This is a genomic window from Teichococcus coralli (assembly GCF_009829925.1).
Lineage (GTDB): Bacteria > Pseudomonadota > Alphaproteobacteria > Acetobacterales > Acetobacteraceae > Pseudoroseomonas > Pseudoroseomonas coralli.
The window spans coordinates 196,668-218,323 of record NZ_SNVJ01000008.1 but is presented as its reverse complement, the minus strand read 5'-3'; the positions used below and the strand labels follow the sequence as shown (position 1 = coordinate 218,323).

The window sequence follows — 21,656 nt, the reverse complement described above, 5'->3', positions numbered from 1 at the left end:
ATCCGGGCAGGCACCGCGGCGCCCGCTCCGGCGGGGGCGGGAGGCGGGGGCCCGGCACAGGCAGCGGAAGGAGGGTTCGCCCATTGCCCAACCCCGACATGGAAGCCTTCCTGGAGCGGGTGGAAAGCCGGCTGGAACGGGTCGAGCTGACCGCGGAGGAGGCCTGCCGGCGCGCTGGCCTGCCGGCCGATTATCTCGACCGCATCCGTGAGGGCAGGGCGCTGATGCCGCGCGGCCAGCCCCTGATCAAGTTCGCCGAGGGGCTGGCGACCTCCATCTCCTACCTCGTCGGGCTCGACCCGGACACGCCGCCGCCGCAGGAGCTCCTGGAGGAGGCGCAGGGTTCCCTCGGCCTGCTGGCCGGCGATGAGGAAGGGCTGTTGCGCGCCTATCGCCGGCTCGACTTCTCCCACAAGGCGGCACTGCTGGCGGTGGCCCGCAAGATGGCCGGGCCGGAGCCGGAGGCCGAGGCGCGTCCCGCCCGCCCGCAGCCGGGCGGCGCCGCGCGCGGGCGCAAGGCGAAGGGCTGAGCGGCCTCAGGACACCAGGATTTGTTTTCAGTGGCCTGCTGGTCCGCGGCGTCCGTGGAAAGGCCCGCGGACTTCGTGGGCAGGACCTCGCCGGCAGCAGCATCACCTGCTCGCGGCGCAGCAGGCCGTCCCGCGGATGGCTGAACCGGCGTATCCCCTTCGCGCGCCAGCACCGCGTGGCTGCTCCAGAAGCGCGCGAAAGCCACGCCGCTCCGCAGCAGCTCGCCCACCAGCGCCTTCCGGCGGCGGCGGAGGAAGGCACCCGGCAGGCGCCGCCGGTCGGCGGGCAGCGGCATGGTGGAAGCGGATATGCCAGGATACCCTGCCAACCCATACCGGCCTGGGAAATGCGGAAGGCTGGCGCCTCCAGCAGGAGAGAGCGGGACATGAACACCTCCCAGCATCGTTTCGCCGCCGAGCAGTACGGCGCCCGCGCCCAGGACTACGTCGCCAGCGCGGTGCACAGCAGCGGCGCCGACCTTGACCAGATCGAGGCCGCGCTGCGCGGCCAGAGCGAGGCCCGCGTGCTCGACCTGGGCTGCGGCGGCGGCCATGTCAGCTACCGCGCCGCGCCGCACGTCGCGCAGGTCGTCGCCTGCGACGTCACGCCGGACATGCTGGAGGCGGTGGCGGCCACGGCGGCCGGGCGTGGCCTCGCCAACATCGTCACCCGCCAGGCGCCGGCCGAGCGGCTGCCCTTTCCGGATGCCGCCTTCGACGCGGTGCTCTGCCGCTTCACCACGCATCACTGGCAGAACATGGAGGCCGGCCTGCGCGAGGCGCGGCGCGTGCTCAGGGCGGGCCGGCCGGCGCTGTTCATCGACACGGTGGCTCCCGCCAACCCGGTGCTCGACTCCCACCTCCAGGCCGTCGAGCTGCTGCGCGACGCCTCCCATGTGAGGAACTACAGCGTCGCGGAGTGGGTCGTATCCCTGTCGCGCGCCGGCTTCGCGCTGGAAGGCATCGTTTCGCGTCGCCTGCGCATGGAGTTCGCGAGCTGGACCGCCCGCACGCGCACGCCGCCCGCCCATGCAGAGGCGATCCGCTCGCTGCTCGCGGCGGCGCCGGCCTGCGTCCAGGAGCATTTCGGCCTGGGTGCCGACGGCAGCTTCGACATCGAGGCTGTGACCTTCACCCTGCGAGCCGCCTGAGGGCGCCGCTGCCGCGCCCGTGGCGGGGCATGGACCAGGCGAAGGGAAGGGGAGGCCGGCACCAGGCCGGATGGCGGAGGGCGTGCGACCGGATGTGAGCCGCGGCCCTTCCAGCAGCAGGCGAAACTCGGCCGCGGCCTGCCACCTTCAATCGGCGAAGCAACCCACAGGGGCGCCCGCCACGCCGACATCCAGCACCAGCAGGCCGCCGTCATGCGGCCCCGCCTGCGGCCCGCGAAGGCTGGTAACGAAAAGCTGGCGCAGCCCCGGCCCGCCGAAGCAGGGCATGGTCGGCGCGCGCAGCGGCAGGCGCACCACGCGGTCGAGCGTGCCGTCCGGAAGCCAGCGGTTCAGCACGCCCGCCGAGACACCCGCCGACCAGTAGCCGCCTTCGGCGTCCATCGCCGCGCCATCCGGCCGGCCGGTGGCGTCATCCGGCGCCGCGACCAGCCGCGCTTCGCCCATCCCGCCCCTGGCCTGGTCCCAGGGAGCCGTCCAGATGCCGGTGCGGCGGCTGTCGGAGAACCACAGCGTCGCGCCATCCGGGCTCCAGGCCAGGCCGTTGGAAACGGTCATCCCCTCGACGAGCCGCGTGACCGCGCCGCCCGGGTGCACGCACCACAAGGCGGCGGTCGGGTGCTTCTCCGGCCGGTCATCCATGCCGCCCACGACGAACCGGCCGCAGGGCGAGGCCTTGCCGTCATTCAGGCGGTTGTGCGGGCGGTCGGCTTCAGGCGCGGCCACCGTCTCCAGCCGGCCATCGCGCGGGTCGAATCGCGCCACGCGGCTGCGCAAGGCCAGCAGCAGCGCGCCGGAGCGGCAGCACGCCAGGGAGCCGACCGGCTCCGGTAGCGCCCAGGTCTCGGTGCGCGAGGTGCGTGGATCGGTGCGGTGAAGGCATGGCCCCCGCACATCCACCCACCAGAGCAGGCCGGTGGTCTCGGCCCAGACGGGGCTCTCGCCGACGGCGGCACGGGGAGTATCGAGGATCTGCATATTTCGATATTGCATTTTATAAAATCGGATGTCTATATCTCCGCATGGTCGAACTCGCCGCCTCCACCCCCGCCTACGCCATCCTCCGCGACCGGCTGCGTGGCGAGATCCTTTCCGGATCCTGGGTGCCCGGCACCCACCGCACCCTCGGCGCCATCGCCGGCGCGCATGGCGTCTCGATCTCGCCGGTACGGGAGGCGCTGCTCTCACTCGCCGGCGAGGGCCTGGTGCAGATGCGCGAGCATCGCGGCGCCCTGGTGCCGGTGATGGACGCCAAGCTGTTCGACAATCTCTACGACCTTCGCGGCGCCTTGCACGCGCTGCTGGCGCGTCGCGCCGCGGAACGCGCGACGGAGGCGCAGGTCGCCGAGATGGCGCGGCATGAGCAGGCCTATGCCGCGGCCGCGCGCCGCAACGACGCGCCCGCCGCGCTGGAGGCCAACGAGGCCTTCCACGATGCGCTCGAAGACGCCGCCGACAACCCGCAGGCGAGCGCGCTCTACAAGTCGCGCAGCGCCTTCGTGAACGCCGCGCGGCTGCGGCTCGGCTTCGGCGCCGGGCGCATGGAGGAAGCCGCCGCGCAGCACCGCGCCATTCTCGCCGCGATCCGCGGCCGCGATGCCGCGCAGGCGGCCACGGAGTCGTTCAACCACGCGATGGGCGCCAAGCGGGATCTGCTGACGCGCCTGTGACGTCCACGGAGGAGACACCAATGACCGCGATATCGCGGCGCGGCCTGATCGCCGCCAGCCTGGCGGCGCCGGGCCTCGCCCGGGCGCAGAGCGCCTTCCGCTTCGAACGCCCGCTGCGGCTGGTCGTCGGCTTCGCGCCGGGCGGCACAGCGGACGCGGTCGCGCGGCTCGCCGCCGCGGAGATGGGCCGCCAGCTCGGCCAGAACGTGGTGGTGGAGAACCGCTCCGGCGCCTCGGGCAACCTCGCCACCCAGGCGGTGGTGGCGGCGCCGGCGGATGGCCACACGCTGGCGATGGCCGGGCTGCAGCTCGTCACCAATCCCGGCCTCATCGCGCATCTCGGCTACGATCCGCGCGCCGACCTCGCCATGGTCGGGCAGCTCACCGCGCTGCCGGTGGTGGTGATGGCGAGCGCGGCGTCGCGCATCACGACGATGGCGGAGGCGATCGCGCGGTCCCGCCGGCCCGGCGACGACGTCATCCGCATCGCCTCCGCCGGGACCGGCACGTCGTCGCATCTTGGCGGCGAGCTGCTGTTCGACGCCGTCGGCGGCCGGTTCGAGGCGGTGCAGTACCGCGGCGGCGCGCCCGCCTTCCAGGCCCTGATGACCGGCGATGTCGAGATGATGTTCGACCTGATCGCCCCTTACCAGGCGCCAGCCGCCGCCGAGGGCCGCGTGAGGATGCTCGGCGTGATGCAGCAGGCGCGCACGCCCGGCCTGCCCGATGTGCCCTCCTTCGGCGAGCTCGGCCTGCCGGCGACGGCGATGATGCGGTCCTGGCAGGGCATCTGCACGCGCGCCGGCGCGCCGGCCGGCGCCATCGCCGCGCTGCACGCCGCGACCGTGGCCACGACGCGCGCGCCGGACTTCTTGCAGCGGTTGGCCAACCTCGGCATCGAGCCCACCGCCAGCCCCGACCCGGCCGCCTTCCAGGCCTTCTACCTGGAGGAGCTGGGCCGCTGGACCGCGCTGATCCGCGAGGCGGGGATCACCGCGCAATGACCAGCAACCCGCGCATCACCGCCATCCGCACGCACCTGATGCAGGCCGGGCCGCTCGGCGTCTCTGGCTGGGCGGCGGATGTGAGGAACTCGATCACGTCCGGCACGCGCAACTGGCTGTTCGTCACCATCGAGACCGATGCCGGCATCACCGGCCTCGGCGAGGGCAGCGGCTGGCCGCGCGTGGTGGAGACGGCGGTGAACGACCTGGCGCCTGTGCTGATCGGCCAGGATGCCTTCGCCACCGAGCGTCTGGCCCAGCGCATGAGCGTGGCGATGATGGGCCATGGCATGAGCGGCGTTGTCGGACAGGGCGCGATCGGCGCCGTGGACATGGCGTTGTGGGACATCAAGGGGAAGGCGCTCGGCGTGCCGGTCTGGCAACTGCTGGGCGGCGCGGTGCGCGAGCGCATCCGCTGCTACACCCATGCGAGCACGCCGGAGCAGGCGAAGGCCGCGCTGGCCAGGGGCTACACCGCGATCAAGACCGGCGGCGTGGTGAACCCGGTGGCCAAGGCGCGCGCGATCCGGGACGCGATCGGCCCTGATGCCGACCTGATGATCGACCTGCACGGCCCGCCCTGGCTGTCGCTGCCCGACGCGGTCGTGATCTGCGACGCGCTGGCGGAACTCCGCCCGCTCTTCGTCGAGGAACCGCTTCCGCCCGAGAACATCGAGGGCTATCGCGCCTTGCGCCGCGCCACCAAGGCGCCGCTGGCCGGCGGCGAGCGGCATGGCGGCTTCCATGGCTGCGCGCCGCTGCTGCTGGAGAGCCTCGTGGACGTGATCCAGCCCGACAGCGGCCGTTCTGGCGGGCTGACCGGGCTGCGCAAGATCGCGACGCTCGCCGAGGCGCGCTTCGCGACCGTTGCGCCGCATTCGGGCTCGCTCGGTCCGGTCGCGGAATTCGCCGCGATCCATCTGCTCGGCGCGATCCCGAACGCGCTGATCCTGGAACGCCTGGATCCCGACTGGCCGGGCCGCGGTGAGACGATCCACGGTGGCCATCCGGAGATGCGCGACGGACACGTGACCCTTCCGACTGCGCCCGGCCTCGGGGTGACGATCGACGAGGCCTTCGTCGCCGCCAGCCCTTCGCTCCGCAACGCCGGCCTGCCGTCGGGCGGCTGGCCCGCAGGCACCGAGGGCGCGACGCTCTACACCCAGCCGCGCACGCCGCGCACCGGCCTGACGTAAGCGGTTCCGTCCTGATCACCGACGCCTCCGGGGGCGCCCCCGGGGCATCTCGGCTCGGCGCTTGCCGTCACGCCGGCGGCGGATGGCTTCGCGCCGCGCGACATCCCTGCGCGCGAGGACGTCGATGCCTTTGGCCCGCGCGGCGATCCGGCGAACATCCGGCGCCAGGCCATCGAGATCACGCCGGAAGGTCATGTTTTCGTCGTGGATGGCCGGAGCGATGCGGGCATCGCCGGCATCGGCTCGATTTCGCACGCCTGCTGCGCCATCGCGGGCTGGCCGGCATCGCGCTTGATGGCGGCGCGCGGGACGCCGCTTGCCGCGCGCGAGCCGACCTGACGGTCCATCGCGTCAGCGGCGCCGCGCCGCCGAACCGCGCCGGGCATGGACCGCTGCTGAGAACTGGCCCGATTCGGAATGAAGGTGCCGTTGAGAGCCTGCCTTGGCTGAGGCGAAGTGGGCGGCGGGCGGGGCGAGCGCTCGCCTGCAGCGATAGCAAGGCCGATCGGATATCGGCCTTGGCGGCTGCCCTTCATGGCGGCGACGCCAAGCACACCGGCGGCAGCGGACGGAAGGAGAGACGCGGATCCCGGGCGGGTGAAAATCGAACCGGGCGCGCGAGGAACCGAAAGGAAGGTCGCGATCACCCTGCGCTTCCGAGATCCGGACTGAACCCGCTCGGTCAACGGATTCGGAGAGAACCGGTTCGCGAGGAGCGCTGATCAGCCGTTGAGGGTCAGGCCAGTCAACCGATCACCTCCGGAAAGCCGCCACGCAGCGCGATGCTCGATCTGGTGGAGAGCATGGCTGGTGAAGGAACTGGCGGATGGGGTGGGATTCGAACCCACGATACCCTTTTGAGGTATACACACTTTCCAGGCGTGCGCCTTCGACCGCTCGGCCACCCATCCAGCGCAGGCGGCGGGGTATAGCAGGCTTGGCATGGCCGACAAGGGGCTTTTCGCGCCACCTGGCCCCGCCCACCCCCAGGACTGGAGTTTTTCCGAAGGAGCCCCTCAGGGACGGGAGGCATTTGCGGGAAGGAAGGAGGTCGGCACGGCGAGATCCGCGCTCAGCGCAGGTAGGACCCGCGATTTTTTCGGCCTTCAAGTCCCGATTTTTCTTGCGGTGCGGGATGGCTTGCCCCATATGCCCCCTCCGTTGACCTGATCGTCCCACGATCACCCTGGTCATCTTCTGGTGGGAAGGAGCCCCCGCACCATGGACGCTCTCGTTTCTCCGCTGGGGATGGTCTCGGATTGCAGCCCGAGCGAAGCCCAGTTTGTTGATAGCCCGAACGGCGAGGCGAAGGACTACTTCGTCGAGCGCGACGGCGTGCGCTTTGCCGGCACGCATCTGATCGTGGACCTTTGGGGCGCCACGAACCTCGATGACCCGGCGCATGTCGATGACGTGTTGCGCGAGGCCGCGATCGCGACCGGCGCGACCATCCTGCACGGCCACTTCCACCACTTCTCGCCCAATGGCGGGGTGAGCGGCGTGCTGGTGCTGGCCGAGAGCCACGTCTCGATCCACACCTGGCCGGAGCGGGCCTATGCCGCGCTCGACATCTTCGTCTGCGGGGACTGCAACCCGTATAACGCCGTGTCCGTGCTCAAGAAGGGCTTCCTGCCCGAGCGCGTGCAGCTCGCCGAGCACAAGCGCGGCCTGATCGGCTGACAACAGCCTTTCACGTGACGAAATTCGTCACGTGACGAAACTGGGGGCGGGATCGCAGGATCCCGCCCTCTTTTGCTGATTCCGGGGACAAACCGCCATGCCGACCGATTCTTGGGTGAACGAGACGCTCTATCCCGAATGGGGCCAGCGCTTCCTGGTGAAGCGTGAGCTGGCTCGCGTGCAGAGCGACTTCCAGGACATCATGGTGTTCGAGAGCTACTCGCACGGCCGGGTCATGCTGCTCGACGGCGTTGTGCAGATCACCGAGAAGGACGAGTTCGTCTACCAGGAGATGCTGACGCACGTGCCGCTGCTGGCGCATGGCGCGGCGAAGCGCGTGCTGATCATCGGCGCAGGCGACGGCGGCGTGCTGAAGCGCGTGCTGCAGCACCGCACCGTCGAGAAGGCTGTCATGGTCGAGATCGACGGGGAGGTGATCCGCCTGTGCAAGGAGCACATGCCGGGCATCGCCGGCGACGCCTGGAACGATCCGCGCGCCGAGGTCATCGTGGGCGACGGCATCGACTATGTCCGCAAGGCCGGGGCCGGCAGCTTCGACGTGGTGATCGTCGATTCCACCGACCCGATCGGCGTCGGCGAGGTGCTGTTCACCGACGAGTTCTACGCCAACGCGGCGCGGCTGCTCTCCGACCGCGGCCTGATCGTCAACCAGTGCGGCGTGCCGGCGATGCAGGCGGAGGAACTGGCCGAAACGAGCCTTCGCCGCGGCAAGTCCTTCCCCGACATCTGGGCCTATGTCGCCGCCGTTCCCACCTATGTCGGCGGCTTCATGACCCTGGGCTGGGCCGCCAAGGACGCCACGCTGCGCCAGGTGGACGCCGCCACCATCCGGGCCCGCGCCGAGGCCGCCGGCATCCTGGGCCAGACGCAGTACTGGACGCCGGAAATCCACGCCGGCGCCTTCAACCTGCCGCCCTACATCAGCAGGCACCTGCCGCAGCAGGGCTGAGCGGCGGGCCGGGCGCTACGCCTCGGCCGCCACCGGCACCGCGCCGGCCTGCAGGGCGAGGATCCGCGCCTGCAGGCCGTGCAGCGCGCCGCCGAAGACGCCCCGCTGCTCGCGCGGCAGGGCCAGGATGGCGGCGCAGAGCGCGGTGATCTCCGCGTCAAGGCCATCGAGGTCAAGCCGCCGGCCCGCCTGCACGAAGGCATGGGCCAGCGCCAGCATGCCGTCGAGGCGCTCGACGGCGGAAAGCAGGACGGGAAGGGCGGGGCTATCCATGGCGGCAGGATAGGTCCCACCAGATTACCAACCGGTGTCGCCCCCGCGCCTTTACGCTTTTTTCGAAAGGCCGCGCGCATCGTCCGCCCGCCCGAGCAAAGGAGCGGCGGATGGAGATTCACGAAGCCCTGGAGTTCTGCCTGCGGCGCCTTCAGGCCGAGCCCGAGCGCCTTTTGCTGCTCGCCCGCTCCCTTTCCGCCCCGGCGGAGGCGCAGCCCGTCGTGGAAGCGGCGCTTCCGCAGCCCGGCGCCAGGGCGGGGCGCACCAACCGCGCCGTGCTGCAGCTCAGCCAGCAGGTCCTGGCGGAAACCATCACCCGCCTGCGTCACGACAATTCCTGAGATCACACGCGTGTGATATCTACCATCCCATGCGAGTGGTGCGTGGAATCGGGTGGAGGTGGAGCGTCCGGCGGCCCAAGGCGCCCGCGCCGGATGGCGCCGCCCTGTTCGAGCAGCTCCCCGATGCCGCCCTGCTGCTGGATGGCGGGCAGCGCGTCGCCGCCGCCAACCGGGCGCTGCTGCTGGCGCTCGGCCCGACGCAGCCGGTGCGGCCTGGCATGGCGCCGGAACGGCTCTTCGCCGAATCCTCGCGTCCGGCGCTGCTCGCCTGGCTGCAGGGCGCCCCGCCGCCCGGCGAGCTGCGCCTCGCGGCGCCGGAGGGGCAGGCCGGCCGCCCCGTCGCCCCGAAATACCTTCCGATGCCGGGCGGCAACGCGGTCCTGCTGCTGCACGACGTCACGCAGCGGCATGCGATGGCGGCGCAGATGGCCGAAGGCGACCGCCTCCAGGCGCTTGGCCGACTGGCCGGCGGCATCGCGCACGACTTCAACAACCTCCTGGCGGTCATCCTCGGCGCCGCGGACGACGCCGCCACCAGCCTGGAATCCCCGCCCAACACCGCCGCGGCGGGCGCGCTGGAGCAGGTCAGGCAGGCGGCGCAGCGGGGCGCCGCGCTGGTGCGGCAGTTGCTGGCCTATGCGCGGCAGCAGGTCCTGGCGCCGAAGCTCGTGCCCCTGAACGACGCGGTGCAAGGGATGGCCCGGCTGCTGCGGCCGCTGCTGGGGCGCGGGATCAGCCTGGACGTGATCCTCGACGAGCCGGGCCGCATGGTCCGGATCGACCCCTCCCAGCTCGACCGCGTGCTGATGAATCTGGCCATGAACGCCCGCCAGGCGATGCCGGGTGGCGGCCGGCTGTGCCTGACCACCGGCCGCGCGCTGCTCCTGGAGCCGCTCGCCGGCGGGCCGGAGGAGGTGCCCCCGGGCCGCTGGACCGTGCTGGAAGTGGCGGATACCGGCCCCGGCATCCCGCCCGAACTGCTGCCGCGGATCTTTGAGCCGTTCTTCACCAGCCGCGCGCAGCAGGGCGGCACCGGCCTCGGGCTGGCCACCGTGCATGGCATCGTGCGGCAGTCCGGCGGCTATCTGGTGGTGGACAGCGCGGCGGGCCGGGGAACGCGGATTCGCATCCTGCTCCCCCGCGTCGAGGAAACCGACCTGGTTGCGCCGCCTGCGGAGCCCAGTGCCCCGGCAAAGCCCGCTCCGCCGCCCGGCGACGCGGCCGGGCCGCTCCTCCTGGTCGAGGACGAGGCGCCGTTGCGCAGCCTCGCTGAGCGTGCCCTGCGCCGGTCCGGCTGGGAGGTGGCGGCGGCGGAGGACGGCGAGGCGGCGCTGGCCCTCGTCGAGGAGGAAGGGCTGGTGCCGGCCGCGCTGGTGTCGGACGTGATGATGCCCGGCATGGGCGGCGTGGCGCTGGCGGAGGTCCTGCGGCGGCGCTTTCCCACCCTGCCGGTGCTGCTGGTCAGCGGCTACGCGCCCTCCGTGGTGCAGAACGGGCTCGACGAATCGGACATGCGCTACCTTGCGAAGCCCTATCGGCCGGCCGAGTTGGTGGAGGCGGTGAAGGCGCTGGTGAACGGCTGATTGCCCCTTGCACAACGCCGCGAATGTGAACATATGGCGAACACGAAACCCGCGCCGCGGCCTGTGCGTGCTCTCCCTTGGTGTGCCATCGGAAGTGCCGCATTCTGCTCGCTGGCCGGAACGGGCCGGAAGCCCTGGCGCCCAAGCGAGCGGCGTCAGCGCCACCGGTCCCCGCAGACAGAGAGATCGCCAGTCGGCGAAGGGATTCCAGAATGGACAAGAACAAGGCGCTCGACGCCGCGCTCAGCCAGATCGAACGGGCCTTCGGCAAGGGTTCGATCATGCGCATGGGCGCCAAGCAGCAGTCGGACGAGGTGGAGGTCATCCCCACCGGCTCCCTGGGCCTGGACCTCGCGCTCGGCATTGGCGGCCTGCCCAAGGGCCGCATCGTCGAGGTCTACGGTCCGGAAAGCTCGGGCAAGACCACCCTGGCGCTGCACGCCATCGCCGAGGCGCAGAAGCGCGGCGGCACCTGCGCCTTCGTGGATGCCGAGCACGCGCTCGACCCCGGCTATGCCCGCAAGCTGGGCGTGGACGTGGACAACCTGCTGATCAGCCAGCCCGATGCCGGCGAGCAGGCGCTGGAGATCGCCGACACGCTGGTGCGCTCCGGCGCGGTGGACGTGCTGGTGGTGGACAGCGTCGCCGCCCTGGTGCCGCGCGCCGAGCTGGAGGGCGAGATGGGCGACAGCCATGTCGGCCTGCATGCCCGCCTGATGTCGCAGGCGCTGCGCAAGCTCACCGGCTCCGTCTCCCGCTCCAACACGCTGCTGATCTTCCTGAACCAGATCCGCCTCAAGATCGGCGTCATGTTCGGCAACCCGGAAACGACGACGGGCGGTAACGCGCTGAAGTTCTACGCCTCCTGCCGCCTCGAGATCCGCCGCATCGGGCAGATCAAGGAGCGCGACGAGGTCACCGGCAACCAGACCCGCGTCAAGGTGGTGAAGAACAAGATGGCCCCGCCGTTCCGGCAGGTCGAGTTCGACATCATGTATGGTGAGGGCGTCTCCAAGGTCGGCGAGCTGATCGACCTCGGCGTGAAGGCCGGCGTGGTGGAGAAGTCGGGCGCCTGGTTCAGTTGCGACAGCCAGCGCATCGGTCAGGGGCGCGAGAACGCCAAGCAGTTCCTGCGGGACAACCCGGCCATGGCGGACAGCATCGAGAAGCGCATCCGCGAGCAGGCCGGCATCGTCGCCAACGCGATGATGGTCGCGCCGGAAAGCGGCGAGGGCGACGAGGCGGCGGCGGAGTAACCCGCCACGCCCGCGGCGGCCAGTCGGAACAGGAAGAGGGGCGCGCCAGCGCTCCTCTTGCCGTTTCAGCGCCCGAGCAGGCCGCGCAGCAGGTCGAGCGGGTTGCTCTTCTGGCCGCCGTTGCGCTGCGGCTGGTCGGGCGGCACCGGCCCCTGGCGGCCGCCGCGCGCCACGGCGAGCTGCTGCGCGCAATCCGGCAGGCTGCCGGCGCCGCGCCCGGCAAGCTGCTGCGCCAGTTGCCCGAGCAGGTTGTCCTGGCCCTCCTTCTGCTGCCCCGCCAGCTCGCCCACGATGCCGGCCGCCGCCGCCGCGGTTCCAGCGGGGTCCAGGCGGTAGCTCGGATTGGCCAGGCTGCCGCCCACCAGCACCGGCGCCGTCAGCCCCACGCCGCCGATCCGCACCTGCGGCAGCAGCCGCAGAGCGAGGCTCTCGTCGCGCAGGTTGATCTCGCCGCTGCCCACCACGTCAGCCAGGCCGGTCTCGATCAGCATGGCCTGCGGGCGGGCCATGCCGTCCTGCAGCATCAGCCGCAGCGCGATGCAGCGCAGCGCGGTGCTGCCAGCGTTCGGGGCGTTGGGCACCAGCGCCTTGCGCAACCCGCCGCCGAGCCGCTCCAGCAAGGCGTTGTCGATCTGCCCGTTGGCCAGCGCCAGCCCGAAATGCCCGCTCAAGCTCGCCGCCAGCGCCTGGAGGTCGCCCCCGGTGCCCTGAAGCGCGGTGTCCAGCTCCACATGGCCGCTGGCCTGCGGCGGCAGCCCGTAGGCCTGCAGCAGCGGGCGCAGGTCCAGCCCGGCGCCCTCCTGCCGCAGCGAAACGCTCAGGCGCGGCGGTTCGGCGGCGGCGTCGGCGCCCAGGCTGCCGGCGAGCCGGCCGCCGGGAAGCGTCACCGCGAGCGGGTCCAGGCTGAGCCGCCCGGCAGCCAGCGTTGCATGGGTGCTGAGGTCGCGGTAGCTGACGCCGCCGAGGCGGAGTTCCTGGACCTGCAGCGGCAGGTCCGCATCCAGCGCGCGCAGCGGCGCCAGCGGCAGGGGCAGGGGCGGGATGACCCGGCGTGGGCCGCCGGCCCTGCCCGGCAGCTCAGGCCGCGGCGGCACGGCCGGCGTCGCCGCGCCGGGCGGCGTGGGTGCGGCCGGTTGGGCCGCCGTTGGGGCCGCCGGCGAGCCAGCCGGAGCCGGCGCGAGCAGGGCGTCGAGGTCGAGGCGCTGCGCCGAGAGCCGCCCCGAAAGGGCCGGGCGCGGCGTTCCCTGCCGAAAGGTCGCCTCCCCCTCCAGCGTGGCTTCGCGCGATTGCAGGCGCAGCTCGCCAGCGGTGAGCCGCCCGGCGGAAAGGGCGAGGCGCGTGGCGAAGCGCGCGTCGGTCAGGCGCGGGGCGGGCAGGGCCAGCGCCGCCAGCAGCGGCGCGGTATCCGCCGCCTCGGCGGACAGCATGCCGCCGCCCTCAGGCTTTCCCGGCAGGGGCAGGTCGCCCTTGAAGCGTGCCGCCATGGCCGGGCCGTTCAACGCGAGGCTCAGCGGTCCGCCGGTGCCGCGCATCAGCGCCGCGACGGGCGGCAGCCTTCCCTCGGCCTGCAGCGGCAGGCCGCGCAGGTTGAGGGTGGCCGAGAGCGCCAGGGGCTGGTCCGCCGTCTCCGCGCCCAGGGTCGCGGGGCCAAGGCCGAGGCCGGGCACCCATTGGCCGAGGTCACCGCCCGCCACGCTGGCGCGCAGCGCTCCCACCGCCGGCGGGCCGTCCTTGCTCCCCTCGGCCAGCTCGGCGGCGAGCCTGAGGCCGCTCAGGGGCGGGAACGCCATGCCGGGCAGGAGGGGCGCCAGCCGTTCGGCCCGGTCGGCGGAGGCGTCGAGATGGGCGTGCCACCCCGCTGCCGCCTCCGGTCGCCGCATTCCTCCGTCGAGCACGGCCTGCAGGCCCGGCGCGCTCAGCGAAAGGCGCAGCGGCCAGTCCGCCGGCTCGGCGCTGGCGCCCAGCAGGCGCGGCAGCGGCCCCGTGCTGCCCTCGGCCGCCACGTCGAGTCCGCGCAGGCCGAAGGCGCCCTCGAAGGTGAGCGGCGCCGCGGGCGAGGCGGCACGCAGCGCGAAGTGGCGGACGTCCAGCACCTCGCTCCGCCCGCTGCGGGCGTCGCGCCAGGTGAGCTTGCCGCCCTCGATGTTCACCGCGGCGACCGAGGGCAGCAGCCCCGCCTCTTCACTGCCGGGCCGCGCCGGAGGCGCCCCGCCGGGCGCGCCGGGCCGCGGCGGGCCGAAGCGCCAGTTGCCGGCGCCGGCGGCATCGGTCTCCAGCAGCAGATCCGGCTCGATCAGCGTGATGCGCTGGAAGTCGAGCCGGCGGGACAGGAGCGGAACAAGGGCGAGTTCCGCTTCCACCCGCCGCGCGGTGAGCATCTCCGGCCGGGTGCCGCCCGGCGCATTGGCCAGCGCGACGCCTTCCAGCGTGATGGTCGGCACCAGCGAAAGCTTCACGCCCAACGGGCCGGAGAGCGTCAGCCTTCGCCCCGTCGCCTGCTCGACGGCGGCGACAAGGCGCGGCCGCAGCACGGAATCGCGCAGCAGCAGGTTGAGCCCGCCCCAGGCCAGGGCCGGCACGCCCACAAGGATGAGGCCGCCGGCCAGCAGCAGCCGCGTGCGGCGGCGGGGCGCGGCCATCGGGTCAGACCCTCCGCTTCGGCTGCGGCGTGCGCGGCTTCTCGAAGCCGAGGAAGCCGAAGGTTTCCAGCATGTGCGGCGGCAGCGGCGCCGTCACCTCCAGCGTGCCGCCCTCGGGATGCGGCACCTTGATGCTCCGCGCATGCAGGTGCAGCGCGTGCGGCAGCCCCTCCAGATGCGCGGCCTGCCCGCCATACTTGCCGTCGCCCAGAATCGGGCACTCCAGCGCCGCCGCGCAGTGGACGCGGAGCTGGTGGGTCCGCCCGGTGAGCGGCTTCAGCTCCAGCCAGGTGGCATGGCGCCGCGCCACGTCCACCGTGTTGAACTCGGTGATGGCGTGGACGCCCTCCTTGCCCGTGGCCGGCGCGGTGCGCTCACCCTGCGGCCCGCCGGTCCTGGCCAGCGGCATGTCGATGCGACCGCCCTGGAACTGCGGCTGGCCGACCACGATGGCCCAGTAGGTCTTCTCCGCGTCCCGCCCGCGAAAGGCGGCGGCGAGGCGCTTGGCGGCGAGGGCGTCGCGCGCCAGCAGCAGCACGCCGGAGGTGTCGCGGTCGAGCCGGTGCACCAGGCGCGGGCGCTCCTCATGGCCGAAGCGCAGCGCGTCCAGCATCCCGTCCAGGTGCTTCTTGATGTTGGGCCCGCCCTGCACCGGCAGGCCGTGCGGCTTGTTGAGGGCGATGACGCTGTCGTCGCGGTAGAGGATCATCTTCTCCAGCGCGCGGGCGTCCTCCTCCGTCACCGGCCGCTCCCTGGGCGCTGTGTCCGGGGCCGGTCCTTCGGGCAGCGGCGGGATGCGGATCTCCTGGCCGCGGGCGAGGCGGGTGTTGGTCTCTGCGCGCTTGCCGTCAACGCGGATCTGCCCGGTGCGCAGCAGCTTCTGCAGCGCGCCTTGGGTGACTTGCGGGAAGTGGCGGCGGAACCAGCGGTCCAGCCGGGAGTCGGCGTCCGCCGCCTGGACGATGCGGTGCTCGATGGGCATGGCAGTCTCAAACCTCGTGCGAAGGCGCTTCTAGCAGGGGAGGCGGCCGCGCTCGACCCTGGAATGCCGGAGCGCCGCGGCCCGCCTCAGAAGCGGCGCGCCAGGGTGAAGCAGAGCGCGAAGGCGCCGAGCCCCAGCAGCACGGTCGCCAGCAGGTAGCCGATGCCCCAGGCCGGCGAGCGCGCCCAGAGCACGCCCACGTCGAGCGAGAAGGCCGAGAAGGTGGTGAAGCCACCGAGGAACCCGGTGATGGCCAGCAGCCGCAGCTCGTTCGGCAGCGGCAGCCCGCCCAGCATGGCGCCGCCCAGGATGCCGATCAGCCCGCTGCCGATCACGTTCACCGCCAGCGTGCCCCAGGGCAGGGCGGTGCCGAGCCAGGCGGTGCACCACAGCCCCACCGAATAGCGCAGCACCGACCCTGCGGCACCCCCCAGCGCGACCAGGGCCAGCAGCCCCGGCGAAAACCCGTTCATTCCCGCTCCTTCATCCGCCGGTCGCCGCGCCCGCCGCCGCCGCGCTTCTCGCGCAACTCGGCCCAGCGTTCCAGCCGCTCCAGGATGCGCGCCTCGGCGCCACGGCCGGCGGGGCGGTAGAACTGCTGCCGCGCCATTCCTTCCGGGAAGTAGTTCTGCCCGCTGAAGGCCTCGTCCTCCTGGTGGTCATAGGCGTAGCCCGAGCCGTAGCCGAGCTGCTTCATCAGCTTGGTCGGCGCGTTCAGGATGTGCGCCGGCGGCATCAGGCTGCCGGTTCCCTTCGCCGCCCGCCGCGCCTCGTTGTAGGCGACATAGACGGCGTTCGACTTCGGCGCGGTGCCGAGATGCACCACAAGCTGCGCCAGCGCCAGCTCCCCCTCGGGCGAGCCCAGCCGCTCATAGGTCTCCCAGGCGGCGATGGCGGCGGGCAGGGCGGTCGGATCGGCCAGCCCGACATCCTCGGCCGCGAAACGGGTCAGCCGCCGGGCGATGTAACGCGGGTCCTCGCCGCCCTCCAGCATCCGCGCGAACCAGTAGAGCGCGGCGTCCGGGTCGCTGCCGCGCAGCGACTTATGGAGTGCCGAAATGAGGTTGTAGTGCTCCTCCCGATCCTTGTCGTAGAGCGCGGCGCGCTTGGCCAGCAGGGCGGAAAGCCCGGCCGGGTCCAGCGCCTCGCCTCCCTCCGGCAGGGCGAGAAGCTGCTCGGCCATGTTCAGCAGGTAGCGCCCGTCGCCGTCCGCCATGGCGCGCAGCACGGCGCGGGCGGCGATGTCCACCGGCAGCGGACGCCCGCCTTCCTCCTCGGCGCGGGCGAGCAGCTTCTCCAGCGCCGCGTCGTCCAGCCGCTTCAGCACCATCACCTGGCAGCGCGAGAGCAGCGCGCCGTTCAGCGCGAAGGAGGGGTTCTCCGTCGTCGCGCCCACCAGCGTGACGGTCCCGTCCTCGACCACCGGCAGGAAGCCGTCCTGCTGCGCGCGGTTGAAGCGGTGGATCTCGTCCACGAAGAGCAGCGTGCCCCGACCTTCCCCTTGTGGGCCGGCCTGCCGCCGCGCGCGCGCCTCGTCGAAAGCCCGCTTGAGGTCCGCCACGCCCGAGAACACCGCCGAGAGCGCGGCGAAGCGCAGCCCCGCCGCCTCCGCCAGCAGCCGGGCGATGGTGGTCTTGCCCACGCCCGGCGGCCCCCACAGGATCAGCGAGGCCAGCGCGTCCCGCTCCAGCATCCGCGTGATGGTGCCCTGCGACCCCAGCAGGTGGTCCTGCCCCACCACCTCGTCCAGCGATCGCGGCCGGAGCCGGTCGGCCAAGGGCCGATCCGGAGCCGGACCCTCGGCGTGGCACGGCTCCGGCGGCGGCGCGGAGGCTCCGAACAGGTCGGCGGTCGGTGCGGCGGGGGCGGGACGGCGAGGGGGCATGCGGCGAGTATAGCGCCGCCTGAGTCACGCCGCAGGGGGGGGCAGGGATCGCGCTTCGACCGCCGGCGTCACGGGCATCTCCGCACTTCTCCCCCATGTCCTGCCGCAAGCTCCGGAGGGCCGCCGCAGCACCGACCTCCGCGCCCGCATGGACGCCATCTTCCACCTCGCCCAGACCGCCGGCGACCCCTGGCGCCTCCTGCCGGAGCGCCACGGCAAGCCTGACACGGTCTCCCGCTTCTTCCGCCACTTGACGCATGCCGGCCTGTGGCACCGCCTGCCCGAAATGCTGGCTCGGACCGATCTCGCCCCCGGCCACCCCCTGCGCCAGATCGAATATGCCATCTGCCGCGCCACGCGCCTCGGCGGCATGCCCTTGCTGCTGCTGATCCGCCGCCTCGGCCTGCGCACCGCCCTCAACGGCCCGCCCTGGCTCCTGCCGGACCCGCTCTTGTCCGAAACCCTCGCCCGGGCGCTTCCGGCCCTGCTGCTCGACGCCCGAAACGGCCTCCGCGTCCTGCGGGACGGCCTCCGCTCTGCCCGGTCCCTCGCCGCATCGGCCGCGGGGCGCCGCCGCATCCCCTGCCTCGTCCGCCTGGCCTGGCCCTGAAGCGGCCATGCCCGGAGCCGCGCGCCCCGCGCCTCTCGACGCCCCACCCCGCGCCGGGCTAAGGGGGGCGGGCGCGTTCCCGCGAGGACAAGAGCCGAAGCACATGACCAGCAGCAACGACATCCGGGCCACCTTCCTCGACTACTTCGCCCGCAATGGCCACGCGGTGGTGGAATCCTCGCCGCTGGTGCCGCGCAACGACCCGACGCTGATGTTCACCAACTCGGGCATGGTGCAGTTCAAGAACGTCTTCACCGGCCAGGAGAAGCGCCCCTATTCCCGCGCCACCACGGCGCAGAAATGCGTGCGCGCCGGCGGCAAGCACAACGACCTCGACAATGTCGGCTACACCGCCCGCCACCACACCTTCTTCGAGATGCTGGGGAACTTCTCCTTCGGCGACTACTTCAAGGACCAGGCGATCACCCATGCCTGGACCCTGCTGACCAAGGACTTCGCCCTCCCGAAGGACAAGCTGCTGGTCACCGTCTATTCCGAGGACGAGGACGCCGCCGCCCTCTGGCGCAAGATCGCCGGCCTGCCGGACGAGCGCATCATCCGCATTTCCACGTCGGACAACTTCTGGCGCATGGGCGACACCGGCCCCTGCGGCCCCTGCTCCGAGATCTTCTACGACCACGGCCCCTCCATCCCCGGCGGCCCCCCGGGCTCCCCGGACGAGGACGGCGACCGCTTCATCGAGATCTGGAACCTCGTGTTCATGCAGTTCCTCGAGGAGCCGGCCGGCACGCGCAACCCGCTGCCCCGCCCCTCGATCGACACCGGCATGGGCCTGGAGCGCTTCGCCGCCATCCTGCAGGGCAAGCACGACAACTACGACACCGACACGCTGCGCGCCCTGATCCTGGCCTCCGCCGAGGCGACCGGCCAGGACGCCGACGGCCCGTTCCGCATCAGCCACCGCGTGGTGGCCGACCACCTGCGCTCCGGCGCCTTCCTGATCGCCGACGGCGTGCTGCCCTCGAACGAGGGCCGCGGCTACGTCCTGCGCCGCATCCTCCGCCGCGCCATGCGCCACGCCCAGATGATGGGCGCGAAGGACGCGCTGCTCTACCGCCTTGTCCCCGCCCTGGTGCGCCAGATGGGCGCCGCCTATCCCGAGCTGGTGCGCGCCGAGGCGCTGATCATCGAGACGCTGAAGCTGGAGGAGAACCGCTTCCGCAGCCTGCTGGAGCGCGGCCTCGGCCTGCTGGCCGAGGAATCCGAGAAGCTGGGCGAGAAGGGCACGCTGCCCGGCGAGGTCGCCTTCCGCCTCTACGACACCTACGGCTTCCCGCTCGACCTGACGCAGGATGCGCTGCGCGGCGAGGGCAAGTCGGTGGACGTGGCCGGCTTCGAATCCGCCATGGCCGAGCAGCGCAAGCGCGCCCGCGCCGCCTGGGCCGGCTCCGGCGAGGCCGCCACCGAGACCCTCTGGTTCGACCTCAAGGAGAAGCTCGGCGCCACCGAGTTCCTCGGCTACAGCACGGAAAAGGCCGAGGGCGAGATCCTCGCCGTGGTCGCCGATGGCGCCGTGACCGAGCGTGCCGGCCCCGGCACCGAGGTCGCCGTCGTCCTGAACCAGACCCCCTTCTACGCCGAGAGCGGCGGCCAGGTCGGCGACACCGGCGTGATCACCGGCCCCGACGGCCTGCGCATCGCCGTGCGCGACACCCAGAAGAAGCTCGGCCTCTTCGTCCATCTCGGCACCGTCGAGGCGGGCGAGGCAGCGCCGGGCAAGGCGGTGAGCGCCGAGGTGGAACACACCCGCCGCAGCGCCATCCGCGCGCACCACTCGGCCACGCACCTGCTGCACGAGGCGCTGCGCCGCCGCCTCGGCACCCATGTCGCGCAGAAGGGCAGCCTCAACGCGCCCGACCGCCTGCGCTTCGACGTCTCCCAGCCCACGCCGATGACGCCGGACGACATCGCCTGGGTCGAGGACGAGGTGAACCACCGCATCCGCGAGAACGCCGAGGTCACCACGCGCCTGATGACGCCCGAGGCGGCGGTCGAGGCCGGCGCCATGGCGCTGTTCGGCGAGAAGTACGGCGATGAGGTCCGCGTCGTCGGCATGGGCCACGACCCGGCGGCGGCCGAGAAGCACGGTGTCTATTCGCTGGAGCTGTGCGGCGGTACCCATGTCCGCCGCACCGGCGACATCGGCCTCTTCAAGATCGTCTCCGAGGGTGCCGTCTCGGCCGGCGTGCGCCGTGTCGAGGCGGTGACCGGCGCCTCCGCCCTGGCGCTGATGGAAAGCCAGGAGCGCACCCTGCGCGAGGCCGCCTCGGCGCTGAAAGTCGCCCCCGCCGACCTGCCCGCCCGCATCGCGTCGCTCCTGGAGGAGCGCCGCAAGCTGGAGCGGGACGTCGCCGACCTGCGCAGGCAGCTCGCCACCGGCGGCGGCGCCGCGGCGGCGGAGGAGGTGAACGGCATCCGCTTCGCCGCCCGCGACCTGGGCGAGGTGCCGCCGCGCGACCTGAAGGGCCTGGCCGACGCCATCCTGAAGGCCGGCACCGCCGAGGTGGTGGCGCTGGTCTCGACCGCCGAGGGCAAGGCCAGCATCGTGGTCGGCGTCGCCGAGGCGGCGAAGGGCCGGGCGGATGCCGTGGCGCTGGTGCGCGCCGGCAGCGCGGCGGTGGGCGGCAAGGGCGGCGGCGGCCGCCCCGACATGGCCCAGGCCGGCGGCCCCGAGGCCGACAAGGCGGACGCGGCGCTGGCCGCAATCCGGGCCGCCCTTGCCGGCTGAGCCGGACATCCGGGCGGGGGCGCGCTGCCGCGCCCGCGACCTGGGGCTGCGGCCCGGGCAGTTCGCGCCCGGGTCGCTGAACGCCATCACCGACGTCGCGGGCGTGCTGGTCGGCCAGGTCACCCGCATCGAGGGCGAGGCGGTCCGGACGGGCGTCACCGCCATCCGCCCCCATGCCGGCAACCTGTTCCGCGACCGCGTCCCAGCCGGCCTCGCCGTGATGAACGGCTTTGGCAAGCTGGCCGGCGCCACCCAGGTGCAGGAACTCGGCGAACTCGAATCCCCCATCGTCCTGGCCAACACCCTGGCCGTCGGCCGCGCGCTGGAGGCGGTGGTGGACTGGACCCTCACCCAGCCCGGCAACGAGGACGTCCGCTCCGTCAACGCCTTCGTCGGCGAGACCAACGACGGCAAGCTGAACGACATCCGCGGCCGCGGCATCACCGGCGAGGACGTCCTGGCCGCGCTGGAGCAAGCCGCCTCCGGCACCGTGGCGGAGGGCAGCGTCGGCGCCGGCACGGGCACGGTGGCCTTCGGCTGGAAGGGCGGCATCGGCACCGCCTCGCGCCTGCTGCCCCCGGGGCTCGGCGGCTTCACCCTGGGCGCGCTGGTGCAGAGCAACTACGGCGGCGCCCTGCTGATGGACGGCGTTCCCGTCGGCCGCGAGCTTGGCCGCTTCTACCTGCGCGAGCACAGCGAGCAGGGGGATTCCGGCGGCGACGCGGACGGCTCGGTCATGGTGGTCCTCGCCACCGACGCGCCGCTCTCCGACCGCAACCTTTCCCGCCTGGCGCTGCGGGCGATGGCGGGGCTGGCCCGCACCGGCGCCGCCTTTTCCGACGGTTCGGGCGACTACGCCATCGCCTTCTCGACCCATCCGGAGGTGCGCCGTGGCCGCCCAAGCATCGCCGACTGGCCGAACGAGCGCATGTCGCCGCTCTTCGTCGCCGCCGCCGAGGCGGTGGAGGAGGCGGTGCTGAACTCGCTGCTGATGGCCGTCACCGTCGAGAGTCGCGATCCGGTCACCCGCCGCCGGCGGCGCGTCGAGGCCATCGATCTGGCAGCCGTGCGGGAGGTGCTGGCACGCCACCGGCGGATCGCCCGCGTTTGAAGGCGGGC

General features: G+C 72.7%; 20 protein-coding genes and 1 tRNA gene. 13 read left to right on the top strand and 8 right to left on the bottom strand.

All coding sequences use genetic code 11. The features are described from left to right. Nucleotides 1-83 precede the first annotated feature (83 nt). Both E0493_RS11710 and E0493_RS11705 read left to right on the top strand, forming a co-directional pair. Entirely contained in the window at nucleotides 84-530 is a 447-nt protein-coding gene (locus E0493_RS11710) for a hypothetical protein (protein ID WP_235913713.1), read from the top strand. A 386-nt stretch (nucleotides 531-916) separates the two neighbouring features. Continuing rightward, the gene (locus tag E0493_RS11705) at nucleotides 917-1,681 is read left to right on the top strand and encodes a class I SAM-dependent methyltransferase (RefSeq protein WP_160937119.1); all 765 of its coding nucleotides are present in this window, start codon (nucleotides 917-919) and stop codon (nucleotides 1,679-1,681) included. Nucleotides 1,682-1,828: 147 nt separating this feature from the next. On the opposite strand, the gene E0493_RS11700 is transcribed toward E0493_RS11705, so the two are convergent. After that, a complete protein-coding gene (locus E0493_RS11700) occupies nucleotides 1,829-2,677 on the bottom strand; it encodes an SMP-30/gluconolactonase/LRE family protein (protein WP_160937118.1) in 849 nt (282 codons plus the stop codon). 44 nt (nucleotides 2,678-2,721) lie between these two features. Between E0493_RS11700 and E0493_RS11695 the strand changes: the two genes are divergently transcribed. From E0493_RS11695 to E0493_RS11685, 3 genes are read left to right on the top strand one after another with little or no spacing between them, the layout of a single operon-like run. Next, nucleotides 2,722-3,369, top strand: coding sequence for a GntR family transcriptional regulator (locus tag E0493_RS11695; protein ID WP_160937117.1), 648 nt, complete (start codon nucleotides 2,722-2,724; stop codon nucleotides 3,367-3,369). Between the two features lie 20 nt (nucleotides 3,370-3,389). Then, complete coding sequence (locus E0493_RS11690; protein WP_160937116.1) at nucleotides 3,390-4,373, top strand: Bug family tripartite tricarboxylate transporter substrate binding protein; 984 nt, start codon at nucleotides 3,390-3,392, stop codon at nucleotides 4,371-4,373. Then, a complete protein-coding gene (locus tag E0493_RS11685; RefSeq protein ID WP_202397071.1) occupies nucleotides 4,370-5,569 on the top strand; it encodes a mandelate racemase/muconate lactonizing enzyme family protein in 1,200 nt (399 codons plus the stop codon). Before E0493_RS11690 ends, E0493_RS11685 begins: the two co-directional genes overlap by 4 nt. Before the next feature lie 191 nt (nucleotides 5,570-5,760). On the opposite strand, the gene E0493_RS11680 is transcribed toward E0493_RS11685, so the two are convergent. Then, nucleotides 5,761-6,216, bottom strand: a complete 456-nt coding sequence (locus tag E0493_RS11680) for a hypothetical protein (RefSeq protein WP_160937115.1) — start codon at nucleotides 6,214-6,216, stop codon at nucleotides 5,761-5,763. Nucleotides 6,217-6,389: 173 nt separating this feature from the next. Continuing rightward, a tRNA-Ser gene (locus E0493_RS11675) sits at nucleotides 6,390-6,480 on the bottom strand. 310 nt (nucleotides 6,481-6,790) lie between these two features. Here E0493_RS11675 and speD point away from each other — a divergent pair. Then, nucleotides 6,791-7,249, top strand: a complete 459-nt coding sequence (gene speD, locus E0493_RS11670; protein WP_160937114.1) for an adenosylmethionine decarboxylase — start codon at nucleotides 6,791-6,793, stop codon at nucleotides 7,247-7,249. Between the two features lie 97 nt (nucleotides 7,250-7,346). Further along, nucleotides 7,347-8,219, top strand: a complete 873-nt coding sequence (gene speE, locus E0493_RS11665) for a polyamine aminopropyltransferase (protein WP_160937113.1) — start codon at nucleotides 7,347-7,349, stop codon at nucleotides 8,217-8,219. 15 nt (nucleotides 8,220-8,234) lie between these two features. On the opposite strand, the gene E0493_RS11660 is transcribed toward speE, so the two are convergent. Next, nucleotides 8,235-8,492 (bottom strand): hypothetical protein, encoded by a 258-nt coding sequence (locus E0493_RS11660; RefSeq protein WP_160937112.1) that lies wholly within the window; start codon nucleotides 8,490-8,492, stop codon nucleotides 8,235-8,237. 110 nt (nucleotides 8,493-8,602) lie between these two features. Between E0493_RS11660 and E0493_RS11655 the strand changes: the two genes are divergently transcribed. From E0493_RS11655 to recA, 3 genes are all read left to right on the top strand, one after another. Next, nucleotides 8,603-8,833 carry a hypothetical protein gene (locus E0493_RS11655; protein ID WP_160937111.1) on the top strand — a complete coding sequence of 77 codons (231 nt, stop codon included), beginning with the start codon at nucleotides 8,603-8,605 and terminating at the stop codon, nucleotides 8,831-8,833. A 29-nt stretch (nucleotides 8,834-8,862) separates the two neighbouring features. Beyond that, nucleotides 8,863-10,416 (top strand): ATP-binding protein, encoded by a 1,554-nt coding sequence (locus tag E0493_RS11650; protein WP_160937110.1) that lies wholly within the window; start codon nucleotides 8,863-8,865, stop codon nucleotides 10,414-10,416. A gap of 212 nt (nucleotides 10,417-10,628) precedes the next feature. Next, nucleotides 10,629-11,672, top strand: a complete 1,044-nt coding sequence (gene recA, locus E0493_RS11645; RefSeq protein WP_160937109.1) for a recombinase RecA — start codon at nucleotides 10,629-10,631, stop codon at nucleotides 11,670-11,672. Between the two features lie 65 nt (nucleotides 11,673-11,737). On the opposite strand, the gene E0493_RS11640 is transcribed toward recA, so the two are convergent. The 4 genes from E0493_RS11640 to E0493_RS11625 all read right to left on the bottom strand — a co-directional run bounded on the left by E0493_RS11640 (nucleotide 11,738) and on the right by E0493_RS11625 (nucleotide 17,178). Beyond that, on the bottom strand, nucleotides 11,738-14,311 hold the full coding sequence (locus E0493_RS11640; protein WP_160937108.1) for an AsmA family protein: 2,574 nt from the start codon (nucleotides 14,309-14,311) through the stop codon (nucleotides 11,738-11,740). A gap of 4 nt (nucleotides 14,312-14,315) precedes the next feature. Continuing rightward, on the bottom strand, nucleotides 14,316-15,293 hold the full coding sequence (locus E0493_RS11635) for an RluA family pseudouridine synthase (protein WP_160937107.1): 978 nt from the start codon (nucleotides 15,291-15,293) through the stop codon (nucleotides 14,316-14,318). Nucleotides 15,294-15,379: 86 nt separating this feature from the next. Further along, nucleotides 15,380-15,766: a fluoride efflux transporter FluC gene (locus E0493_RS11630; RefSeq protein WP_160937106.1), complete on the bottom strand. Its 387-nt coding sequence runs from the start codon at nucleotides 15,764-15,766 to the stop codon at nucleotides 15,380-15,382. Further along, nucleotides 15,763-17,178: a replication-associated recombination protein A gene (locus tag E0493_RS11625; protein ID WP_160937105.1), complete on the bottom strand. Its 1,416-nt coding sequence runs from the start codon at nucleotides 17,176-17,178 to the stop codon at nucleotides 15,763-15,765. The genes E0493_RS11630 and E0493_RS11625 overlap by 4 nt, the downstream gene beginning before the upstream one ends. A gap of 19 nt (nucleotides 17,179-17,197) precedes the next feature. On the opposite strand from E0493_RS11625, the gene E0493_RS11620 reads away from it, so the two are divergent. The 3 genes from E0493_RS11620 to E0493_RS11610 all read left to right on the top strand — a co-directional run bounded on the left by E0493_RS11620 (nucleotide 17,198) and on the right by E0493_RS11610 (nucleotide 21,648). Beyond that, on the top strand, nucleotides 17,198-17,788 hold the full coding sequence (locus tag E0493_RS11620; RefSeq protein WP_268894114.1) for a transposase: 591 nt from the start codon (nucleotides 17,198-17,200) through the stop codon (nucleotides 17,786-17,788). A 103-nt stretch (nucleotides 17,789-17,891) separates the two neighbouring features. Continuing rightward, a complete protein-coding gene (gene alaS, locus E0493_RS11615; protein ID WP_160937104.1) occupies nucleotides 17,892-20,537 on the top strand; it encodes an alanine--tRNA ligase in 2,646 nt (881 codons plus the stop codon). Continuing rightward, nucleotides 20,527-21,648, top strand: a complete 1,122-nt coding sequence (locus E0493_RS11610; protein ID WP_202397070.1) for a P1 family peptidase — start codon at nucleotides 20,527-20,529, stop codon at nucleotides 21,646-21,648. The genes alaS and E0493_RS11610 overlap by 11 nt, the downstream gene beginning before the upstream one ends. Nucleotides 21,649-21,656 lie beyond the last annotated feature (8 nt).